This is a genomic window from Rhizobium laguerreae (genome assembly GCF_019778565.1).
GTDB classification, from domain to species: Bacteria; Pseudomonadota; Alphaproteobacteria; order Rhizobiales; family Rhizobiaceae; genus Rhizobium; species Rhizobium laguerreae.
This window is the reverse complement of record NZ_JAAXQT010000001.1, coordinates 1,329,997-1,347,368: the sequence shown is the minus strand read 5'-3', so window position 1 is coordinate 1,347,368 and position 17,372 is coordinate 1,329,997. Positions and strand designations below refer to the sequence as shown.

Here is a 17,372-nt window from a genome sequence, read left to right as displayed (position 1 = left end):
TTGGGCGCCGCCGGACGAGCTAACGTTGCCGCGGAAAGCAGGCTCTTGGTCGACGGCGTCTCATCATCCTGGAGGTTGCTGGCGGCACTCCCGTCGCCGTCGCTCTCCTCGGAGATCGACGGTTCTGACCGTTAGCTGAACGACTTCAGTCAACGAGCACATCCACTATGAACATCGGAGAACCGACCAGTCATGATCACACTGAATATCAACGGTAATCAGCACGAGGTCGATGCCGACCCGGAGACACCCATCCTTTGGGTCCTGCGCGACACGCTCGGCATGACCGGGACCAAGTTCGGCTGCGGCGCCGCGCTTTGCGGCGCGTGCACGATACATCTGGATGGTGAGGCTGTCCGTTCCTGCAGCACCCCTCTTTCCGCTGCCGAGGGCCTGAATATCACCACCATAGAAAAAGCGACCGACGGCAGCGACCGCGTCGGCGCCGCTGTAAGCGCAGCTTGGGTCAAGCACGATGTAGCGCAGTGCGGTTATTGTCAGAGCGGTCAGATCATGAGCGCCACGGCGTTCCTGGCATCCCTGCCCTCCGGTTCGCAGCCGACCGCCTCGGAGATCGATACGGCAATGGAAGGTAATATTTGTCGTTGCGGAACCTATGTCCGTATCCGCGCCGCCGTAGCCGATGCTGCCAGCAATCTAGTCTGAGGGAGACGCCATATGTTGCCGAACATGGATTATAGCGAATTACCGCGTGCGCTGCAGCACATGCTGGAACGAGGCCGTTCAACACCGGTCCAGGCGTTGCCACGCCGCAGCTTTCTAAAGCTGACGGGGACCCTCGGTTTGGCTGTCGGCATTTTCCCCCATCTGGCCGCCGCCCAGCCCATCGACGCGGGTGAGGCGCCGATCGCTCTGAAGCCGACCGAGCAGCCTTCCGCATTTGTTCAAATCGCACCAAATGGCGAGGTTATGGTCACAATCAATCGGCTGGAGTTCGGTCAAGGCGTCCAAACGGCATTGCCGATGATCCTTGCCGAAGAACTCGACGCGGACTGGAATTTAGTACGCAGCCAGCTCGGCACCAATGACATGGCCTATGTTGATCCGCTCTTCGGCATGCACCTTACCGGCGGTTCGAACACCATCAAGAACAGCTTTACGCAGTATCGCGAGCTGGGTGCCCGCGTCCGCGCCATGCTACTCGCAGCCGCGGCAGACCGCTGGAACGTGGATGTTTCCGCGCTGCGAACCGAGGCCGGTGTGGTTCTGGCTCCCGATGGCCGCAAACTCGGTTATGGAGAACTTTCCGAAGCGGCCATGGCCCTGCCGGTGCCTCAGAAAATAGCGTTGAAGGACCCGAAGGATTTCCGCATCATCGGCCAGCCCACCCAGCGTCTGGACGCACAAGCCAAGAGCAGCGGCCAACAGAGTTTTGGCATCGACTTCAAGCTGCCGGGACAATTGACGGCCGTGGTGGCTCGCCCTCCGGTCTTCGGAGCCAAGATAGCCTCTCTGGACGACAGCGCAGCACGTTCAGTAAAGGGCGTGAAAGCTGTTTTGCGTGTACCGCTGGATCGCGGTGCAGAGGGCGTGGCCGTGGTGGCCGACGGATATTGGCAGGCATCTCAGGGTCGCAACGCCCTTAAGGTGGAATGGGACACATCGGATGTCGAAAAGGTCGATAGTGAAAAGCAACTTGCCCAGTTTCGCGAGATCGCCAATCGCCCCGGCCCGCGCCAGTTCGATGCCGACATGGCGCCATTGGAAACCGCTCCCTTGAGTCTGGAAGCCGAGTTCGTGTTTCCGTATCTCGCCCACGCGGCGATGGAACCGCTGAACTGCACGGTTCGGCTTTCCGACGATCGTGCCGAAATCTGGATGGGGAGCCAAAGTGCAGGGCTCGATGCCGGCGTTGCCGCAAACGTGCTCGGCCTCAAGCCGGAACAGGTCGTGGTGAACGTGCAGACATCGGGTGGTGGCTTCGGCCGGCGCTTTTCCAGCAGCAGCGACACGGCAATGGAGGCCTGCCAGATAGCCAAGGCCGCCAGGTCGGCGGGGCTGAACGCACCGGTGCGAACGCTCTGGAGCCGCGAGGACGATATGAGGGGCGGCTACTACCGTCCAACGCATCTTCACCGCGCTCGCATCGGCTTCGACAAAGAGGGCAATGTGCTGGCCTGGGACCACACCATCGTCGGCCAGTCCATACTGACGGGAACCGTGTTCGAGAAGTTCCAGGTGAAGGACGGCATCGATGCCGCCACGACCGAGGGGATGCGGAGCCCCTATCCGCTTCCCATGCGCCTGACAGTACATCATCCTGTTGCCAACGTGCCGGTTCTGTGGTGGCGCAGCGTTGGCTCCACTCATACGGCTTTCGTGATGGAGACCTTGCTTGACGATATAGCGAGAGCCACCGACCAGGATCCGGTCGCATATCGCATGAAGATGTTTGGCAATGAGCATCCTCGTCATCGCGATGCACTGCAGCTCGCCGTAGACAAGAGCGGTTACGGCAGTAGGACATTGGCAGAAGGCAGGGCTTGGGGTGTGGCCGTGCACGAATCCTTTTCATCCGTGGTGGCCTACGTGGTGGAAGCCTCCGTCGTCGACGGGCAGCCCAAGCTGCATCGGGTTACGGCGGGGGTGCACTGCAATCTGGCCGTCAACCCTCGGACCGTGGAAGCGCAGGTCCAGGGCGCGGCGATCATGGGCTTGTCGACATGCCTTGCCGGCGCGGAAATCACGCTCAAGGACGGTATTGTGGAGCAAGGCAACTTCAGCGAATTCACGGTGGCAAGGATCACGGATGTGCCGGAGTTCGACGTCAACATCGTTCCAAGCGCGGATGCACCGACAGGCATGGGCGAACCCGGCCTGCCGCCTTTGGCGCCGGCATTTGCCAATGCCATCTCGCGTCTGACAGGCAAGCCGGTCAGGCAGATGCCTTTCAACCTCGCTTAGAACCTGGCTCGGACGAGAGCCTGCCCCGGTCCTGTGCGCCGCTGAATGCAGCGAGCCGCACAGGGCCGCGATGTTCCTGTCGCGTGACGTCTTGACAATAACGGCGCTAAGACTTCGCAGTCAGCGATGACCGCGCGCTTCATCAGCAATCAGGACAGACAGGACCTTACATCTATCGGCAATCGCGCAAGTGAGATCAGTCCCCCAACCCATCGCGACCATCTTGCGTACAGCCCTGGCAGGAGCGTCAGCCTTTGAAACGAAGCGCCTCGACGAGGAGCGCAAACGCGGCCGTATGCTGACGTCTGCTTGGGTAATACAGGTGATAGCCAGGGAACGGCTGGCACCAATCCTCGAGTACTCGGATCAGTCGCCCGTCTGCAACGTATTGTGAAACCTGACTTTCGAAAGTGTAGGCAAGCCCGAGCCCATCCAAAGCAGCGGCTTCCAGCATCAAACTATCGTTGATGATGAGCGGCCCATTCATTCTGACCACAAGCTCCTCGCTGTCGCGCTCGAACTCCCAGGCATACAATCCACCTCCTGTGGTTTGCCGGTAGCTAATACCCCGGTGGTCGCCGAGATCGCGGGGCGTCATCGGGATTGTGCGGTTCTGGAAGTAGGACGGCGATCCCACCACCGCCATGCGAAGGTCAGGGCCGATCCTGACGGCAACCATGTCCTTTTGAACCTGTTCTCCAATGCGAATACCGGCGTCGAACCGGCCGGCCACGATATCCGTCAGGCCCTCGTCAAGAATGACCTCCATTTCAATATCCGGGTATTCCGCCAAGAATGTTGTCATGACAGGCCAAAGCACGCTCATTGCGGCATATCGAAACGTCGTGATGCGGATAGTGCCCGCCGGCTTGTCACGAAGTGAGGTGACGGCTGCGATCTCGCTTTCGATGTGTTCGAAGGCAGGGCGGAGGTTCCGAAGCATACGCTCTCCGGCATCGGTCAGCGACAAGCTTCGTGTAGTGCGTGAGATTAGCCGCACCCCCAGCCTCTGCTCCAGCATCCTGACTGAGTAGCTGACGGCAGATTGGGACAGTCCCAGCTTGGCGGAGGCGCGCGTGAAACTTCCGGCCTCGGCGACGGCGATGAAGGCTGCAAGCTCGCTGAAATCACCGTGCCTCATTTATCTCGCTCATTTCTAACTTCATGCAGATTATACTAACTAATCAAAGTTTGTCTTCATTGCTACCTGTCATTTCACAACCCGCTTAAACGGCATGCAAGAGAGACGAATGATGATGGAAGCCACCCCCGCACTATTTGAACCATGAAGGAAAATTCGATGAGTAAGGTTTGGATGATCACAGGAGCCGGGCGCGGCATGGGCCTGGATTTCGCAAAGGCGGTTCTGGCTGCTGGCGACAAACTCGTTGCAACCGGCCGCAATCCGGAGCGCGTTGCCAAGGCGATCGGCCAGTCGGAAAAACTGCTCGTCGTCACGCTGGATGTAACCAAGCCGACCGACGCGGACTCTGCCGTCAAGGCCGCACTCGAACGCTTTGGTCGCATCGATATATTGGTCAACAATGCCGCAAACTTCTACTCAGGCTATTTTGAGGAGCTGACGCCGCCTCAGATCAATCTCCAACTGGCCAGCAGTCTCCTCGGCCCCATGAGTGTCACCCGCGCCGTCCTGCCGGTGATGCGCCGGCAGGAATCCGGCAAGATCACCTCGATCTCATCGACGGCCAGCCTGCTGGGCTTTGAGTTTTGCAGCGCTTACTCTGCCGCGAAGTTTGCCCTCGATGGTTGGATGGAATCGCTGCAGCCCGAAGTGGCGCCGTTCGGTATCGAAACGATGATCGTCAATCCGGGCTTCTTCCGCACGGAATTGCTGACTGACGAATCAACCCAATATGCTCCGTCATCTGTCAGCGACTACGACGAAAGGCGCGCCCAACACCCGGCATTCTGGAAGTCCGCCAACGGCCAGCAGAGCGGCGATCCCGCAAAACTCGCCCAAGCGCTGATCACCCTGGTCAACCAACCGGAGCTACCCCGCCGGTTCATCGCCGGAGCTGATGCTGTTGGCATGGTGGAACAGAAAATCGCGCTGTTGCAGCAACAGATCGATGCCTACCGGGACCTTTCAAGTTCGCTTGCCTTTGACGTGAAATCCTAAGCCTGAACGACGCTTTGCTGATGCTCAGTAATTCTTCATCGCAAGATGCGGCATGCCACCGTCAAGAAATTCCGCGCCATAGGCAACGAAGCCGAAACGCTCGTAAAGCGGCAGCTTGTCCGCCTGCGCGGTGAGATAGAAGCGGTTGTCACGGGCGCCGCGATGCAGTTCCATCGCTCGCCCGATCATTGCGGCTGCAATGCCTTGGCCGCGCCATCGGCCGGCAACTGCAACCCGGCCGATCTTCACATGTTCCTCTGCGTAAATGACCCGCAGCGTGCCGGAGACTTCGCCCGCCGTGACGGAGACGAGATGATGGGCGCTGAGATCGTCGGCATCGAATTCTTCGGCTTCGGGAACCTTCTGCTCATACACGAAAATAGCGCGCCGCAGCCGGAAGGCCTCATTGCAGAGCGTACTGAAAACCGGGACGCTGAGGATCGCCGTTTCCATCACCATCCTTGCCTCCCTCAGGGATACGGCCCAAAGCCCTCCGCCGGACCAGCGAAGGGCTGCCGGCAAGATCAGCCGGGCTTCTTCTTTGAAAACTTATTCTGTGCGCCGCCGCCCTTACCCTCATATTTGGGGGCCTCAGATCTTGGGCCTTCGTATTTCGGCTTGTCGGACTTCGGGCCATCGAAAGCGGGCTTGCCCGGCTTCTTGCTCCAGGGCTTGCTATCCCGTTTGTCCCCGCCGCTATTATCGGCCGCGGCATATCCGCCGCCCGGACCCTTGCCGAACTTGTTCTTCGGCCGCTCGCCGCGGAATGTGTCGTCCGGCCGCTCGTCGCGAGATGGCTTGCCGGCATAAGGCTTCGGCGCAGGCGCCCGGCTGAAATCCGGCGTGCCGGAAAGCCTGGTCACGCGGATGCCGCGTTCGAGCGCTTTGTTCGGACCGATCGCCGCCAGGAAGCTTTCGGCGCTCGCCGCGGCGATCTCCACGAAAGTTTCCTCGGGCTGCATCTTGATCGCGCCGATCTCGCGCTTCGTCACATTGCCGTTGCGGCAGAGCATCGGGATCAGCCAGCGCGGCTCGGCATTCTGCTTGCGCCCGACCGAGACGGAGAACCAGACGCTGGCGCCGAAATCTTCGCGCGGTCCCTTCTGCGCCGGCTCGTACGGCTCGGCATTGTCGCGGCGCTTGCGGCTGCGATCGTCCTGCACGGTGACCTCGAGCAGATCCTCCGGCGCCGAGTGATTGGTGCGGTAAAGACGTAAGAAAGCGGCGGCGAGCTTTTCGGCGCCATGGCTGGCGAGAAGCTGCTGTACCAGCCCCTGCTCTTCCTCCTGCGGCGTTTCGTTGAAGATCGGATCGGCGAGCAGCCGCTCGTCGTCACGCTCGCTCACTTCCTCGGCCGAGGGCGGCCGCGCCCAGGCAGCCGAAATACCGGCATTCTCGAGCAGGCGCTCTGCCTTGCGCCGTGCATTCAGCGGCACGATCATGGCGCTGATGCCCTTGCGTCCGGCCCGGCCGGTGCGGCCGCTGCGGTGCAGCAGCGTGTCCGGATTGGTCGGCAGGTCGGCATGGATGACGAGATCGAGCCCCGGCAGGTCGATGCCGCGGGCGGCAACGTCGGTCGCGATGCAGACGCGGGCGCGCCCGTCGCGCATCGCCTGCAGCGCGTGGGTGCGCTCGTTCTGCGTCAGCTCGCCGGAAAGCGCCACGACGGCGAAATTGCGGTTGTTGAAGCGTGCGGTCAGATGGTTGACGGCGGCGCGCGTCGAGCAGAACACGATGGCATTGGTCGCCTCGTAATAGCGCAGCACGTTGATGATCGCGTTCTCGCGGTCGCTCGGGGCAACCATCAGCGCGCGATATTCGATGTCGATATGCTGCTTTTCCTCGGCCGCGGTGCTGATGCGCACGGCATCGCGCTGGTAGCTCTTGGCAAGCTTGGCGATCGCAGCCGGCACCGTTGCCGAAAACATCAGCGTCCGGCGTTCGTCCGGCGCCGCATCGAGAATGAATTCCAGGTCTTCGCGGAAGCCGAGATCGAGCATCTCGTCGGCCTCGTCGAGCACGGCAGCCTTCAGTTCCGACATGTCGAGCGCCCTGCGGCGGATATGGTCGCAAAGCCGGCCGGGCGTGCCGACGACGATATGGGCGCCGCGTTCGAGCGTGCGGCGCTCGCTGCGGATGTCCATGCCGCCGACGCAGCTGGCGATCACCGCGCCGGTCATCTCAAAGAGCCATTCGAGTTCGCGCTTCACCTGCAGGGCAAGCTCGCGCGTCGGGGCGATGACGAGGGCGAGCGGCGCGCCGGCATTGCCGAAGCGCTCCCTGCCCTCAAGCAGCGTCGGCGCCAGCGCCAGGCCGAAGGCGACGGTCTTGCCGGAGCCGGTCTGGGCCGAGACCAGCGCGTCGGAAGCGGCGAGCGCTGGATCGAGCATCGCCTTCTGCACCGGGGTGAGTTCGGCGTAACCGCGCTTCTGCAACGCCTTGGCGATCGCCGGAACGACGCCGTTAAATTCTGTCATGAGTTCGATCTTTCGGAGCTGTCAGGCGCGTTGCTGCGCCATGGCCGGAGCCAGCCGGCGGGGTATTTGCGCCGTTCCTAGCCGCTCCCGCTGCGATTGTCAAAGCGTGCGGCTGCGCCACAGCCAGGCGTCGATGCGGCTTGCCCGGCCGCGCAGCGCCGTTTCCAACGGTCCCTCCATCCGGCCGGACTGCGTGAGCACGCTATCGGGACCGGCGGCGCGGACGATTTCGGCGCTCAGCGCCAGTTCGACGCCATGGCGGGCGGCGACCTCCATCAGCCGGCTGCCGACATTGATGGTGTCGCCCGCCGCCGTGATCTGCTGCCGGTCGCCGGTGCCCAATCGCGAGGCGACGATCGGGCCGCAATGGGCGCCGACCTTGAAGCCGATCTTCTTCTGGGCGAAGCCCGCATGCGCTTGAAGCCAGGCCCTTGTGCGCTCGCACAGGCTGACAGCACAGGCAGCGGCGCGTGCGGCGTCGTCATCGGCGGGCTCCGGCAGGCCGAACAGGATCATCGCCCCGTCGCCCATGAAGCTGGTGATGGCGCCGCCATGGGCGCGCGCCTCCTCGTCGACCAATTCGAAGAAGCCGCTCAGCATTTCGCTCACCGCCACCGGCCCGACATTTTCGCTGAGGCCGGTGAAGCCCGAGAGATCGATGAAGATGACGGCGGCATTCTGGCGCACTGGCGCGGCGAGGAAATTCGGATCGCGCGCCAGCCACTCGCCGAGCCCGGGCGCCTCGATGCGCTGCAGGCGCGCGCTTTGCTCGGCATAATGGCGGGCGCGGCCGCGGTCGAGCCAGAGTTCGGCCGCGCCATAAACCAACGCCGGCGGCAGCGCCGCGGCGATCGGCAGCGCCGCACTCAGCCAGTAGCCATTTGCGAAGGCCGACAGATTGAGCATCGCCCAGACGATCAGCGTCAGCACGATGATGACATAGCCTGCCGCACTCCTTCGCCAGGCGACCAGCGACACGAGCACGATCGGCAGTCCGATGGCGGTGGCAGCATCGATCAGCCGCATCCTGCGGTCGCGCACCATGCCGTCGCCGGTAACAAGATGGGTGATCGCCGTCGACATCACCTCGACGCCGGGCATGACGGGATCGAACGGCGTCGGGAAGACATCGCCGCCGCCGGTGACAGTCGAACCGATGACGACGATGCGGCCCGCCACCGCATCCGCCGAAAGCTTGCCATCCAGCGCATCGGCGGCGCTGAAGGTGGCGATGCTGCCGTGCCGGCCATAGAAGGTCACCGGCAGACGCTGGCCGATATCTGTGGGAATACGCAACTTTCCGAGCATGATGGCGTCGCGTTCGATCGTAGGATCGACGCCGAGCGCCACCGACGCGGCACGCAACGGAAAAGCCGGATCCAGCCGGTCTGCGGCACGTGAGATCAGCGGAATGAAGCGCGGCGTGCCGGTCTGGTCGGTTGCAACATTGACGATGCCGACTGCGGCGGCCTCGGCAAAGCGGGGGAGTGGCAACAGCAGCTGGTTTGCCTCCGGGATGGCGGCAAACGGATCCTCGGCCGCATCGGTGACCCGCTGGCTGCTTTGCGCAAAGGTGGCCGCGGCCGCTATCACGCTTGGCCCCTGGCGAAGGGCTGATGTCAGCGCCGCATCACCCGCCTCCGGCCCTGGATCGACCAGCAGAATGTCGATCGCCAGGGCCTTCGGCTTCAACGCGGTGATCGCGTTGGCGAGGCGCGCAAGTGTCGCCCGATCGAGCGGATAGCCGTGTGCCCTAGCGGTACGGTCGTCGATCGCGACGATCGAGACGACGGGAGGCGGTGTCTTCGCCCCGACGATGGCGCTTCGGATATCGGCAAGCGAGGCCTCCATCCGGTCGAGAAGGCCGCTTCCGGCATGGAGATTGGTATAGCCGAGCGCAACTCCCCAAAGACCGGCGAGCAGCAGCGCGATCACAGTCAGCAGGCGATGGTTCATGGGACTTATTGGCCGAGACGGGCAAGAAGGGCAGCGGCGCGCGGCGCCGGCCAGCGACGCACGACGAGGGGTTCTGTTCCGGCGGTAACGTCGACGCCCTCGCCCGGCGACAACACCACCGGCTCGCCGGCCGGCCGGCGAACCGCGACGCTGCCTCTGACGACCAGCACCGAGGTCTGGCCGCCTGCGACATCGACAGCCCATTGGGTGCCGCGCACGGCCGCGATCGCCTGCGGCGTCACGACCTGGAAACCACCAGCGTGCTGGGTGTTATCGACATCGACAAGAATGGCCTTGCGGCGCAGCGATGCCGAATCGGGACTGCCGTCACGGTTGCGGTCGACAAGGCTGTATGCCGCGCCGGCTTCCGCTGTCACCGTGACGCCGCCGGGACAACTGAGCACCTGGCGGGCGTCGGCATCACGCGATACCGTGCAGCCGGCAGACTGCGCAAAGGCCGCCCCATGCGGAATAAGGCCGGCAGCGAGTGCGGCGGCAAAAAGGTTGCGAAGCATCGTATTCATGGAAAGTCCCCTTGACCGTGCAGACAGGTCTCTTCGAAAGCGCCCGCCAACCGTCTTCTTCCCAACTGTCTTCTTTGATTTAAGGCATGATAGCCGAATTCAAATATTTCCCTAGGCAAAAAAAAGCAGATCGGCGCAATCGTCGGGGGAATTCTTACGCTCTACTATCCGTTTCAGGCGTCGGTCCGGTATAACGCGCCCGCGGCCGGATCAATTCGCCGCTGTCGATCTGTTCCATCGCATGCGCAAGCCAACCGACTGAACGGGCGAGCGAGAACAGGATGATCGGCGCCTCCCTCGGGAGGTCGAAAGCGGCGGCCATTGCCGCAAGCACGAAATCGACGTTGACCTTCTCGCCGACCATCTCCTCGCCCACTCGCCGAACCTCGTCAAACTGCGGCGGAAGGGGGAAGTGCGAAAGCAGCGCTATGGCCCTGATATCGCCATCGGGATAGAGCGGATGACCGAAGGCTGACAGGCGATTGCCCTGGGCAAGCGTGCGGCGAATCGCCTGTGCCGCCCCAAGAGTGGAGGCGTTCTCGATCAAAGCGTCGACGCCCTGCCAGGCGCCGCCGTGCAGCGGCCCTGTCAGCGTCGCCAGACCAGACAGCACGGTGGCTGAAAGTGCTGCACCCGCCGATGCCGTGACCCGCGCCGCGAAGGCGGATGCGTTGAGTTCGTGATCGGCAAGCAACACCAGCGCGCGGCGCAGGCAATCGGCAGCCTCCGGCCGCTGCCAGCTTGCCGCAAGCCTGAGATGCAGCGGCCGGTCGGAAGGCCCAGGCGCCAGCGCATCGGCGACCGTGTAGAGAACCCGGCTTGCTTCACGCCGAAGTGCTGCCTGCGAGCGGCCGAGCGACGGCAGATCCGATGGCACTCGCCCTGCCAGCGCCAGGAACGCCGCCTGAAGCGACGGAGAGGCATGCCTGGTCTCGCTGCCGGGGGAGAGTGGCTCCGCACCGTTCCAGAGCAGCGCCGCCGTCTGCTCCAGCGTCCCGACTTCAGCGAAACCGGCCGTATCTTTTCCGCGATAGAAAAGCCGTCCGCCGATGATGGTGGAAATTGCCGAGGACAGAACAGGATCGCCCCAGCGGATCGCCTCGGCGGCGACAGCTTCGGTCTTGCGGCGGCCGGCATGGCGTTCGGCAAGCCGCTGTACGTCGGCGGCCTGGTAGAGGCTGCGGCGCGGGTCGGCGGGATCCGCCTTGGCGCGGATGCGCCCGCGGCTGACATTGGCGTAAAGCGTCTGCGGCTTGGTCTTCAGTGCCTGCAGCGCCTCCTCGGCAGTCAGCCACGACATCGGAACCTCATGTTGATCAATTGCATCAAGATTGACGTCAATGAGACTAGGTCGGATCATCCGGGCCGTAAAGGAGAAACAACATGAAAAACGGCTTGGAAGATGTCATTGCTGCCGAAACACAGCTTTCGGATGTCGATGGCGAAGCGGGGCGACTGATCATCCGCGGCGTATCGCTGGATCACCTGGTTGCAAACGGCACCTATGAAGGCGTCGCCGCCCTATTGCTCGATGGGCTGATGGAAAAAAGCTTCGACGAAGCGGAATTGCGCGACTGGTTGGCGCAGGCGCGAACGAGGATTTTCGGCCATATCAAGGCCGCCGATGCCGCCCTGCTCGCTTTGCCTCCTGTTGATGCGATGCGGGCGTTGATCGCCCGCCTGCCCGACGGCGAGGATTTCGATACCGCTCTCAGCCTTCTGGCGGCGCCCGCCGTCTTCCTGCCGGCGATCCTTCGCAAGCAACGCGGCAAAAGGCCGATCGCGCCGGACGCCTCGCTGCCGCAGGCGGCCGATATCCTGCGCATGCTGACCGGAAAATTGCCGACCTGGGAGCAGACAGCGGCACTCGACACCTATCTCGTGACGATATCAGACCATGGCCTCAATGCCTCGACCTTCGCATCGCGCGTCATCGCCTCGACGCAGGCCGGCCTCACCTCCTCCGTACTCGCGGCGGTGAGCGCGCTGAAAGGGCCGCTGCATGGCGGCGCGCCCGGTCCCGTGCTCGACATGCTGGATGCGATCGGAACGGCGGAGAATGCTTACTCGTGGCTCGGCGAAGCGCTCGACCGCGGCGAAAGGCTGATGGGCTTCGGCCACCGCATCTATCGCGTCCGCGATCCGCGCGCCGATGCGCTGAAGGGAGCGCTGAAGCCGCTGATATCAATCGGCCAGGTGAACGGCGCCCGCGGCGCTCTGGCGGAAGCCGTGGAGGTCGCTGCATTGGCGATCCTGAAGGCACGCAAGCCGAACCGGCCGCTCGACGTCAATGTCGAATTTTATACCGCGCTGTTGCTCGAAGCGCTCGGCTTTCCCCGCGAGGCCTTTACCGGCGTCTTCGCGATCGGCCGCACCGTCGGATGGCTGGCCCATGCGCGCGAACAGGCGCTCGACGGCCGGCTGATCCGGCCACGCTCGGTCTATATCGGGCCGTTGCCGGCGGCCGCGTGAAGGTTGAATTCGGCGGCAGCATGTCCTGCCGCCGATCCTCAACCGCCGACGAAAGCGGCCAGCTTGCCGAGCGTCGAGCGGCATCCTTCCTCATTGTCTTCGAGGCGGATCCCGGGCGGAATATTGTCACAGACCATCGTCACATCGGTGCCTCCATCCGCAGGCGACAACATCGTGCTGACGGTCATCTCGCCGGAAAAGCCCTCGTCCTCGGAATCGAAGACCGTTGCCCAGACGATTCGTTCATCCGGCACGAGCTTGGCAAAGCGGCCTTCAAACCTGTCTGTCTTGTCGGAGGTCTTGCCCGGCTGCGATGTCTCGTCGTCGGGATAGACGAGCGACATGCTGAAGGCACCGCCTTCCCTGCCCTCGAAGGCATGGACAATACCCTTCATCGTATCAGGCGGAAGCCAGGTGGCGACCGCGTCTGCATCGAGGAAGGCGCGGTAGATGCGCTCGCGCGGTGCGGCGATGAAGCGTGAGACGGTGGTGCTGCGTGAAGGGGTCATGCCGGCAAGTTAGCGCAGGCACGGATGTTATCCAGATCGCGCCTGAAACAACGCGATCTGGGGCTGTCAGTCGTCAGACGAGACGGCTCTGTTCCGTCGCCGCTTCGATGAAGCTGGCAAACAGCGGATGCGGGTCGAGCGGCCGGCTTTTCAGTTCCGGGTGGTACTGCACTCCGATGAACCAGGGATGATCGGGATATTCGATCGTCTCCGGCAGCACACCATCAGGCGACATGCCGGAGAAGACGAGGCCGCAGTTCTCGAGCCGGTCCTTGTAGTCGATATTGACCTCGTAGCGGTGGCGGTGACGCTCGGAAATATCGGTGGAACCGTAGATATCCGAGATCTTCGTGCCCTTCTTCAGCGCCGCCTTGTAGGCGCCGAGGCGCATCGTGCCCCCGAGATCTCCGGCTGCCGTGCGCTTCTGCAACTCGTTGCCCTTGACCCATTCGGTCATCAGGCCGACCACCGGCTCTTTCGTCGGACCGAATTCGGTCGAGGAGGCACCGGACACGTCGGCGAGATTGCGCGCCGCCTCGATGACCGCCATCTGCATGCCGAAGCAGATGCCGAAATACGGCACCTTGCGCTCGCGGGCAAAGCGGGCAGCGTGGATCTTGCCTTCCGAACCGCGTTCACCGAAGCCGCCGGGCACGAGGATGCCGTGCACCTTTTCGAGATAGGGCGCCGGATCTTCCTTTTCGAAGACCTCGGACTCGATCCATTCAAGATTGACCTTGACGCGATTGGCGATGCCGCCGTGATGCAGCGCCTCGATCAGCGACTTATAGGCATCCTTGAGGCCGGTATATTTGCCGACGATCGCGATTGTCACCTCGCCCTCCGGCGTGCGGATACGGTTGCAGACCTCTTCCCACGGATCGAGCCGCGGCTTCGGCGCCGGCTCGATACCAAAGGCCGCGAGCACCTCGTCGTCGAGGCCTTCCTTGTGGTAGGCTATCGGTACATCGTAGATGTTGGCGACGTCGAGCGCCTGGATGACGGCGGACGGGCGAACGTTGCAGAACAACGAGAGCTTGCGGCGTTCGGCCTCCGGAATTTCGCGGTCGGCCCGCACCAGCAGGATATCGGGATGAATGCCGAGTGCCTGCAGTTCCTTCACCGAATGTTGCGTCGGCTTGGTCTTAAGCTCGCCGGCCGCCGGGATATAGGGCATCAGCGTCAGGTGCACATAGACGGCGGTGCCGCGCGGCAGGTCGTTGCCGAGCTGGCGGATCGCCTCCATGAACGGCATCGCTTCGATGTCGCCGACCGTGCCGCCGATCTCGCAGATGACGAAGTCGTAGTCGTCATTGCCCTCGATGACGAAATCCTTGATCTCGTTGGTGACGTGCGGGATGACCTGCACCGTCGCGCCGAGATAGTCGCCGCGCCGTTCCTTGTCGATGATGTTCTTGTAGATGCGGCCGGTGGTGATGTTGTCGGTCTTGGTCGCCGAACGCCCCGTGAAGCGCTCGTAGTGACCGAGATCGAGATCGGTTTCCGCGCCGTCGTCGGTGACGAAGACCTCGCCGTGCTGGGTCGGGCTCATCGTGCCCGGATCCACGTTCAGATAGGGGTCGAGCTTGCGAAGCCGAACCCGATATCCACGGGCCTGCAGCAACGCTCCGAGAGCCGCGGCCGCAATTCCTTTTCCGAGAGAGGAAACCACGCCGCCAGTGATGAATACGTATCGCGCCATGGGATTCACCGGATACCTTTTCAAAAACGATTCCACCAGCCCAAAAATTCTTTTCCAGAACTTTCGATGCGTGGCGCAGGAATCTGAACAAAAGAAAACCGGCAGACCCGAGGGCCTGCCGGCGGTTTATGTCGAAGACCGGCTTACTGTCCCGTCGGGACGCCGGAGGGCTGAGCCGGTGCCGGCGCGGCCGGAGCTGCGGGCGTTGCCGGGGCAGTCGTTGCCGGAGCGGTGGCCGCCGGAGCCTGAGTGCCAGTTGCCGGCGCCCCAGTTGCTGGCGCCTGCGGTGCGGGTGCTGCCGCGCCGCTGCTCGGAACGCCGTTGCCGGCCGGCGGGGTTGCCGGAGCCTGCGCGCCGCCGAGCGAATCGAGAATACCGTTGCCCTGGCCGCCGGTTGCCGGAATGCGGTCGAGGATGTCGCTCGGACGGCCCTCGTAACGCGTCAGGATGCCGAGGCCGAGCGAGGTCAGGAAAAACAGGGTCGCAAGGATCGCGGTCGTGCGCGTTAGCGCATTGGCCGTGCCGCGGGCCGACATGAAGCCGGAACCGCCGCCGATGCCGAGGCCGCCGCCTTCCGAGCGCTGGATGAGCACGACGCCGACAAGGGCGAGCACGATCATGAGATGGATGACAATCAATACGGTCTGCATGGGTCCAGTCCTGCCCGCCTGGAGACGGACAAAGTTAAGAATTCTGGCGGCTCTTTACATGAGGCTTTCATCTATTCCAAGCCCTTCAGCCAGGAATAAACTCGGGAATAAACCCAGGAATAAAAAATGCCTCAGGCGAGCAGCGCCTCATAGGCCCGGTAGATGGCGAGGAAGTCGGCCGCTTTCAAGCTCGCTCCGCCGATCAGCGCGCCGTCGACATTGGCAATGCCCATCAGCTCATGGGCATTGCCCGGCTTGACCGAGCCGCCATAGAGAAGACGCATCTTGCGGCCTTCGTCGCCGAAGCGGGCCACAAGCTCTGCCCGCATGAAGGCATGCGCCTTTTCGACATCACCTGATGTCGGCGTCACGCCGGTGCCGATCGCCCAGATCGGCTCGTAGGCGATGACGGTGCTCTCGGCGGTGGCGCCGTCCGGAACCGAGGCGGAAAGCTGGCGCTTGATGACGTCGAGCGCCTGGCCTGTCCGGCGCTCATCCGCGGTCTCGCCGATGCAGATGATCGCCGTCAGCCCTGCGGCGAAGGCGGCCTCCGCCTTGACGCGCACCAAATGATCCGTTTCGGCATGGTCGGTGCGCCGCTCGGAATGGCCGACGATGACATAGGTGCCGAAACAATCGGCAATCATCTCGGCCGAGATGTCGCCGGTATGCGCACCGGATGGGTTCTGATGGCAGTCCTGAGCGCCGATCGCCAGCGGGCTGTCGGTGCACAGCGCCGTCGCCACATAGAGCAGCGTCGCCGGCGGGCAGATCAGCGCTTCGACCTTGTCGGCCAGCGGCGGGCGAACACCCTCGGCGATCGTCTTGATCTGATCCAGCGAGGCACGCATGCCATTCATTTTCCAGTTTCCCGCCACAAGCGGGCGTACATCAGGTGTCATGCTGGCCTTCCACAATCTGCTTATGCCTTGGGCAATATCAAAAGCTTGCAGCAAAGAAAAGCATCATGCCCTTGACGTAAGGGGAATCTCTGCGATCTCGCGCATATTTCTGCCGAAAATCGTCCGCTAAGCAGCCAGAATCCAGTTCAACACCTTACGCCAGTCGATCATCCGGATCGGCGTCCCGTGATTGCCGGTCTGAAACAGCGTGAAACGCGCCGGATACTTTGCATTGTGCAGGCTTTCGAACAGCGCCTGCTGGTTAGCGGCGGCATAGACCGGGTCGCGGCTGCCATGGGCGAACCACAGCGGCAGCTTCGCCTTGTAGAAGGCGCTTCTGGTGAAATCGGGATCGCTGACCCCGCTCATAACAAGCATGCCCTTCAGACGCTTGACGCTGTCGCTGTCGCGCGCAACGCCCCAGCAAACTTGGCTGCCCATCGAGGCGCAGGAAAGGATGACCGGCCGGCCGGGCGATTGCGCGCTGGCATAGCGGATGAGGCCGCTGATCGCCGCAACGCCGCTGCTGTCGAAGTTCCTGACCGTCGGCGAATAATAAACGCCGCCATTGCCGGCGACGAGGTTCTTGAGGCGATTGAAATTGCCGCCGAAGCTGTAGTCGTTGGCCCCGAGCCGCCGGTCGCCATCGCGCCCATGGATGAAAATCACCGTGAAAGCGGCATTTCCGGCCGGTCCCACCCTGGTGACATCGAGCTTGATGCCGTCGAGAGACAGCGTCTCGTCCGCTTGCGCCTTGCGGATGCCGAGTGCCACATATTTCTGCTGCACCCGCTTTTGCGGGATCTGGTCGCGGCCGTTGATGTCACGCATCTCGTCATAGTCGATGACCTCGAAGGCGCCGCCGTCGCCTGTCTGCAGCACGCTCTGCTTGGAAAACAGATCGTCCTTGAAAGGCGGCAAAGCGTTGGCCGCCTCTGCCGGACCAACAGCGGACAGGATGGCCGCGGACAAGAAAAACGCCGCAATTGCGGTGATGATGGTGCAATGACTTGTGGACATTCGCATTCGGATGGTTCCTGAAGCCGGCCGCCGCTTGCCATTCTGCGCCCGGCAACGCAGGAAAAGGCCGCCAAGTCCGGCGGTGTCGCGTATAG

The 17,372-nt window shown here is 62.9% G+C and carries 15 protein-coding genes; 4 read left to right on the top strand and 11 right to left on the bottom strand.

Annotated elements, in window-relative coordinates:
• The first annotated feature begins 192 nt into the window (after window positions 1-192).
• Together HFO71_RS06630 and HFO71_RS06625 are read left to right on the top strand one after the other, a co-directional pair.
• Entirely contained in the window at window positions 193-666 is a 474-nt protein-coding gene (locus HFO71_RS06630) for a (2Fe-2S)-binding protein (protein WP_011652059.1), read from the top strand.
• Between the two features lie 12 nt (window positions 667-678).
• Window positions 679-2,925 carry a xanthine dehydrogenase family protein molybdopterin-binding subunit gene (locus HFO71_RS06625; RefSeq protein ID WP_077978197.1) on the top strand — a complete coding sequence of 749 codons (2,247 nt, stop codon included), beginning with the start codon at window positions 679-681 and terminating at the stop codon, window positions 2,923-2,925.
• A gap of 247 nt (window positions 2,926-3,172) precedes the next feature.
• Here HFO71_RS06625 and HFO71_RS06620 read toward each other — a convergent pair whose 3' ends face one another.
• Complete coding sequence (locus tag HFO71_RS06620; RefSeq protein WP_025394629.1) at window positions 3,173-4,066, bottom strand: LysR family transcriptional regulator; 894 nt, start codon at window positions 4,064-4,066, stop codon at window positions 3,173-3,175.
• A gap of 159 nt (window positions 4,067-4,225) precedes the next feature.
• Between HFO71_RS06620 and HFO71_RS06615 the strand changes: the two genes are divergently transcribed.
• Complete coding sequence (locus HFO71_RS06615; RefSeq protein WP_077979193.1) at window positions 4,226-5,065, top strand: SDR family NAD(P)-dependent oxidoreductase; 840 nt, start codon at window positions 4,226-4,228, stop codon at window positions 5,063-5,065.
• A 24-nt stretch (window positions 5,066-5,089) separates the two neighbouring features.
• Here the strand turns inward: HFO71_RS06615 and HFO71_RS06610 are convergent, their stop codons facing one another.
• The 5 genes from HFO71_RS06610 to HFO71_RS06590 form a co-directional block, all read right to left on the bottom strand.
• Window positions 5,090-5,524 (bottom strand): GNAT family N-acetyltransferase, encoded by a 435-nt coding sequence (locus tag HFO71_RS06610; protein WP_077978198.1) that lies wholly within the window; start codon window positions 5,522-5,524, stop codon window positions 5,090-5,092.
• A 65-nt stretch (window positions 5,525-5,589) separates the two neighbouring features.
• Window positions 5,590-7,542, bottom strand: coding sequence for a DEAD/DEAH box helicase (locus tag HFO71_RS06605; protein ID WP_077978199.1), 1,953 nt, complete (start codon window positions 7,540-7,542; stop codon window positions 5,590-5,592).
• Window positions 7,543-7,641: 99 nt separating this feature from the next.
• Window positions 7,642-9,498 carry a CHASE2 domain-containing protein gene (locus tag HFO71_RS06600; protein ID WP_131661467.1) on the bottom strand — a complete coding sequence of 619 codons (1,857 nt, stop codon included), beginning with the start codon at window positions 9,496-9,498 and terminating at the stop codon, window positions 7,642-7,644.
• A gap of 5 nt (window positions 9,499-9,503) precedes the next feature.
• Window positions 9,504-10,022, bottom strand: coding sequence for a FecR domain-containing protein (locus HFO71_RS06595; protein ID WP_077978201.1), 519 nt, complete (start codon window positions 10,020-10,022; stop codon window positions 9,504-9,506).
• Window positions 10,023-10,176: 154 nt separating this feature from the next.
• A complete protein-coding gene (locus HFO71_RS06590) occupies window positions 10,177-11,322 on the bottom strand; it encodes a citrate synthase (RefSeq protein WP_077978202.1) in 1,146 nt (381 codons plus the stop codon).
• 83 nt (window positions 11,323-11,405) lie between these two features.
• On the opposite strand from HFO71_RS06590, the gene HFO71_RS06585 reads away from it, so the two are divergent.
• Window positions 11,406-12,494 carry a citrate synthase/methylcitrate synthase gene (locus tag HFO71_RS06585; protein WP_077978203.1) on the top strand — a complete coding sequence of 363 codons (1,089 nt, stop codon included), beginning with the start codon at window positions 11,406-11,408 and terminating at the stop codon, window positions 12,492-12,494.
• Window positions 12,495-12,532: 38 nt separating this feature from the next.
• Here the strand turns inward: HFO71_RS06585 and HFO71_RS06580 are convergent, their stop codons facing one another.
• The 5 genes from HFO71_RS06580 to HFO71_RS06560 all read right to left on the bottom strand — a co-directional run bounded on the left by HFO71_RS06580 (window position 12,533) and on the right by HFO71_RS06560 (window position 17,283).
• Window positions 12,533-13,003, bottom strand: coding sequence for an SRPBCC family protein (locus tag HFO71_RS06580; protein WP_077978204.1), 471 nt, complete (start codon window positions 13,001-13,003; stop codon window positions 12,533-12,535).
• Window positions 13,004-13,076: 73 nt separating this feature from the next.
• Window positions 13,077-14,705 (bottom strand): CTP synthase, encoded by a 1,629-nt coding sequence (locus tag HFO71_RS06575; protein WP_012757532.1) that lies wholly within the window; start codon window positions 14,703-14,705, stop codon window positions 13,077-13,079.
• A gap of 143 nt (window positions 14,706-14,848) precedes the next feature.
• The gene (secG, locus tag HFO71_RS06570) at window positions 14,849-15,355 is read right to left on the bottom strand and encodes a preprotein translocase subunit SecG (RefSeq protein ID WP_025394639.1); all 507 of its coding nucleotides are present in this window, start codon (window positions 15,353-15,355) and stop codon (window positions 14,849-14,851) included.
• A gap of 131 nt (window positions 15,356-15,486) precedes the next feature.
• Entirely contained in the window at window positions 15,487-16,257 is a 771-nt protein-coding gene (tpiA, locus tag HFO71_RS06565; protein WP_025394640.1) for a triose-phosphate isomerase, read from the bottom strand.
• 126 nt (window positions 16,258-16,383) lie between these two features.
• Window positions 16,384-17,283 (bottom strand): phospholipase, encoded by a 900-nt coding sequence (locus HFO71_RS06560; RefSeq protein WP_077978205.1) that lies wholly within the window; start codon window positions 17,281-17,283, stop codon window positions 16,384-16,386.
• Window positions 17,284-17,372 lie beyond the last annotated feature (89 nt).

Excerpts from the sequence above, each read along its gene's own strand:
- HFO71_RS06630 (WP_011652059.1), top strand. The coding sequence starts at position 193 with ATGATCACACTGAATATCAACGGTAATCAGCACGAGGTCGATGCCGAC.
- HFO71_RS06625 (WP_077978197.1), top strand. The coding sequence starts at position 679 with ATGTTGCCGAACATGGATTATAGCGAATTACCGCGTGCGCTGCAGCAC.
- HFO71_RS06620 (WP_025394629.1), bottom strand. The coding sequence starts at position 4,066 with ATGAGGCACGGTGATTTCAGCGAGCTTGCAGCCTTCATCGCCGTCGCC.
- HFO71_RS06615 (WP_077979193.1), top strand. The coding sequence starts at position 4,226 with ATGAGTAAGGTTTGGATGATCACAGGAGCCGGGCGCGGCATGGGCCTG.
- HFO71_RS06610 (WP_077978198.1), bottom strand. The coding sequence starts at position 5,524 with ATGGTGATGGAAACGGCGATCCTCAGCGTCCCGGTTTTCAGTACGCTC.
- HFO71_RS06605 (WP_077978199.1), bottom strand. The coding sequence starts at position 7,542 with ATGACAGAATTTAACGGCGTCGTTCCGGCGATCGCCAAGGCGTTGCAG.
- HFO71_RS06600 (WP_131661467.1), bottom strand. The coding sequence starts at position 9,498 with ATGAACCATCGCCTGCTGACTGTGATCGCGCTGCTGCTCGCCGGTCTT.
- HFO71_RS06595 (WP_077978201.1), bottom strand. The coding sequence starts at position 10,022 with ATGAATACGATGCTTCGCAACCTTTTTGCCGCCGCACTCGCTGCCGGC.
- HFO71_RS06590 (WP_077978202.1), bottom strand. The coding sequence starts at position 11,322 with ATGTCGTGGCTGACTGCCGAGGAGGCGCTGCAGGCACTGAAGACCAAG.
- HFO71_RS06585 (WP_077978203.1), top strand. The coding sequence starts at position 11,406 with ATGAAAAACGGCTTGGAAGATGTCATTGCTGCCGAAACACAGCTTTCG.
- HFO71_RS06580 (WP_077978204.1), bottom strand. The coding sequence starts at position 13,003 with ATGACCCCTTCACGCAGCACCACCGTCTCACGCTTCATCGCCGCACCG.
- HFO71_RS06575 (WP_012757532.1), bottom strand. The coding sequence starts at position 14,705 with ATGGCGCGATACGTATTCATCACTGGCGGCGTGGTTTCCTCTCTCGGA.
- secG (WP_025394639.1), bottom strand. The coding sequence starts at position 15,355 with ATGCAGACCGTATTGATTGTCATCCATCTCATGATCGTGCTCGCCCTT.
- tpiA (WP_025394640.1), bottom strand. The coding sequence starts at position 16,257 with ATGACACCTGATGTACGCCCGCTTGTGGCGGGAAACTGGAAAATGAAT.
- HFO71_RS06560 (WP_077978205.1), bottom strand. The coding sequence starts at position 17,283 with ATGCGAATGTCCACAAGTCATTGCACCATCATCACCGCAATTGCGGCG.